General features: G+C 37.9%; 3 protein-coding genes. All 3 read left to right on the plus strand.

Annotated features, from left to right (window positions below; all coding sequences use genetic code 11):
• Nucleotides 1–228 precede the first annotated feature (228 nt).
• The 3 genes from VJ937_RS03850 to thpR all read left to right on the plus strand — a co-directional run bounded on the left by VJ937_RS03850 (nucleotide 229) and on the right by thpR (nucleotide 2,893).
• Nucleotides 229–792: a hypothetical protein gene (locus tag VJ937_RS03850; protein WP_324065576.1), complete on the plus strand. Its 564-nt coding sequence runs from the start codon at nucleotides 229–231 to the stop codon at nucleotides 790–792.
• Between the two features lie 103 nt (nucleotides 793–895).
• Entirely contained in the window at nucleotides 896–2,320 is a 1,425-nt protein-coding gene (locus VJ937_RS03855; protein ID WP_324065577.1) for a caspase family protein, read from the plus strand.
• A 24-nt stretch (nucleotides 2,321–2,344) separates the two neighbouring features.
• Nucleotides 2,345–2,893, plus strand: coding sequence for an RNA 2',3'-cyclic phosphodiesterase (gene thpR / locus VJ937_RS03860; RefSeq protein WP_324065578.1), 549 nt, complete (start codon nucleotides 2,345–2,347; stop codon nucleotides 2,891–2,893).
• Nucleotides 2,894–3,222: the final 329 nt, after the last annotated feature.

A 3,222-nucleotide genomic window follows, 5' to 3' on the forward strand; every position in this document is an offset into this window, starting at 1 on the left:
TCTGAACATTAAAGCAGCAGTTGTACCGGCAAAAGAATATAAAACACTGAGAAAAGCCTTTGTGCAACTAAAAAAAGAGCGATCAAGAAAAGTAACAATAAAAACGGAATAGTTTTTTGTTAACGAATTGTTATAAGCGACTTTGCTACAATTAGTAGGGTCGCTTTTTTTTGTTCTTTTTTCCAGAAAGCGGTAATTTTATACAATTACAAACTAAATTACTGCATTATGAAAAAAATTTTGAAAATCATTGTTTTGTTTGCGATGGCCTATCTTTTTATAGGTTGCCAGCCACAAACCTTAATTGTTGGAAGAAGCACCATGAACCCGGTCTTTTTTGATCAATTAGATCTGAAGAGAGAGCATTATGAAATACTGAAGACTGTAACGGCGCAGGCAAAAGTTACCATTACCGAGACCATGGGCGGGCTAAGAATTGTTGAAGAAAACAACGAGTTTGAGGCATTAATCAACGGCACAAAGGTTGATGTAAAAAGTGGAGTTTTGAAATTTGGTTACCTGGCAAATGATATTGGACGAACCTCTAAAGTAACTACAAGCCCTGGTATAATAAAAGCCAAGCAATCAGTACAAACATATGTGCCCAATGATCCGGAGACGATTGCCCGCAGACTTGCAAAATATAGACTTATAAATGAAGCTAAAGCCATGGGTGGCGATGGCGTAATAGAACCGGTAATTGCTTCAGATATAGCTGTGGTAAACAAAAAAACTACAGTAATTAAAACTACAGTAGCGGCAAAAGTAATTGTTTTGAAAACCGACCGTTAAATTTTTGGGAAGCGGGGTACATGCTTGTAATCCGCTTCCTAACTTTTTTAATTTAAAGCGTTCTATTTAGTCTCTTTGCATAAAAAACCAATATTTTAATAAGTTGAAATCAAGTCACAAAATACTACTATTTGTTTGCCTGGTTGCTTTAAGCCCTGTTTTAGGGCAAAATGTGGACGTTCGGCTTGAAGGTGTAAACGGCATTACGAAGCCTGTCAACACCTTAGTCCTTAACCAGCCCCTCAATCTTACAGTCGACATCAATATTAAAACCCATAATAATTTATTGAAAAGGTATGATGCCAACCCCGTTTTTTCTCCAGTGTTAAAACCAAACATCGAAGTGACAAGGTTTATCAAATATCAGATAAACAGCTTTTTCGCCAGCAATAATATTTCAATATCCAATCAATCTCCCTATACGCTGAATATATTGATAGACCAATTCGAGGTGAATTACTTATCCGGAAATGGGTGGACCGGATCCGCTAAAATAGATGTGACCCTGAAGGAACAAAAGCAGCTTTTATATGAGCAATCTACCCTGGGATTTAAAAAAATTAAAGATAATCCACAGAATTATCAACAGGGAGCTAATGCTGTGGTGAAGGCATTCCATCAGGCCATAAATGCAGTTAACTGGCCGGAAATGTTGAGTAAAATTGAAACCGAAAAAGCCACCACAGCAAAGGTTTCAAAGTCTCAAAACTACAACATGAGTGCAGCAAAACATGATAAAGAGCAAATCCCGGAGGCATCAGATATAGATCAACAAATTCCTTTTGCAACCAAGAGAAGAGAAAACACTTTTGCAGTAATTATTGGAAACGAAAAATACGATAACGAAATATCAGTAAAGTATGCTGAAAACGATGCCCGTATATTTCATCAATATGTAACACAAACTCTAGGTGTACCTGAAAAGCAGGCTCATCTCGTTTTGAATGCTACTTATGGTAAAATGCTGGGCGAACTTGATTGGCTGACCAATGTGGCCAAAACCTTCGGAGAAAAAGCCACAATTATCTTTTACTATGCAGGACATGGAATGCCTGATGAGCAAAACCGAAAACCATATCTTTTACCAATAGACGGGAGCGCTTCACAAGAGCGAACCGCCATATCTACCAGTGAGATTTATAATACCCTAACTCAACACCCAACCAATAGAGTGCTTGTCTTTTTTGATGCCTGTTTCAGTGGTGCTGCCCGTGATGGCATGCTTGCCTCTGGTCGTGGAGTGCGTATAAAACCCCGTGAAACCTATATTAAAGGCAACATAGTTGTTTTTTCTGCTGTATCAGGCAAGGAAACAGCACATCCTTACGATGAAGAATCCCACGGTTTGTTCTCGTATTATTTAATGAAAAAGATTCAGGAAACCCGGGGTAAAGTTACTTTGGGAGTACTCTATAATTTCATCAGACAACAAGTCAATCAGCAATCAGTTATCAATGGAAAAGAGCAAAACCCCAAAGTGAATGTTAGCCCTGATATGATCACTGAATGGGAAAACCTCGATTTGTAGAATCCACAAAAGTATTATTTGCTTATGCCTCAGTCAAAGACACGATGTTTCGTTTCATTGACACTCCCACGTATCATTATTGACGAAATTGTAAATCTACAACACCGTATTAAGCAGGCCGGGTTGATTGAAGGCAAATTTACTGCACCGGGTAATATTCATCTTACCTTGAAGTTCCTTGGAGAAATAACCGATGAGCAGATAGATTGGGTTGACCAGGCCCTGAGTCAGATTACTTTAGAGCCATTTAATGTAAAACTGGGAGAGGCCGGAGTTTTTAGCAAACGGCATATTAGAATTATCTGGATGCATTTACTGGGAGCTAATGAAATTCAAAAAAAGATCGATCAGGCGCTAAGTCAACACTTCAAACCAGAAGAACGGTTTATGAGCCATATTACAATGGCACGAGTTAAGTATTTAAAGGTCGATAAAGAAAAAGTACTTCAGTTTTTAGAGCAAATTTCCAGCAGCAATCAACCGGAACTTATTGATACATTCACATTAAAAAAGTCGACACTTACCCCTAGCGGTCCTATCTACGAAACCCTGAAAAAATACAACACCTGTTGATTTCACAAGGGGTTGATTTTAAGCGATTAGCAAAAACACCCCAAAAAAACTTAAATTTAAGTGATATTTTTATTTGGAACTTAAAAAAAGATCTTCTACTTTTGCACCCGCTTTGATAGAAAAAGCGCAGATATTTGAAGGAGATAGGGTGATTTTGAGCAGATGAAAAGGAGAGAAGTTCGGCAAGAAAAAAAAGTTTTAAAAAAACTTGAAAAAATAGTTGTCGGCGGAAAAAATTAGCTTTATCTTTGCAGCCCGCAAAAGAAGGAATAGAGGGGAATAAGAAGCGGGAATGATCTTTGAAAAGAATGAAGGTAGCAAACCCTGTA

Origin of the sequence: Salinivirga sp. (genome assembly GCF_035268865.1) — a bacterium.
GTDB lineage: Bacteria > Bacteroidota > Bacteroidia > Bacteroidales > Salinivirgaceae > Salinivirga.

What these genes read in the sequence shown, in the direction of transcription:
- VJ937_RS03850 (WP_324065576.1), top strand. Translation starts at nt 229, where the DNA reads ATGAAAAAAATTTTGAAAATCATTGTTTTGTTTGCGATGGCCTATCTT.
- thpR (WP_324065578.1), top strand. Translation starts at nt 2,345, where the DNA reads ATGCCTCAGTCAAAGACACGATGTTTCGTTTCATTGACACTCCCACGT.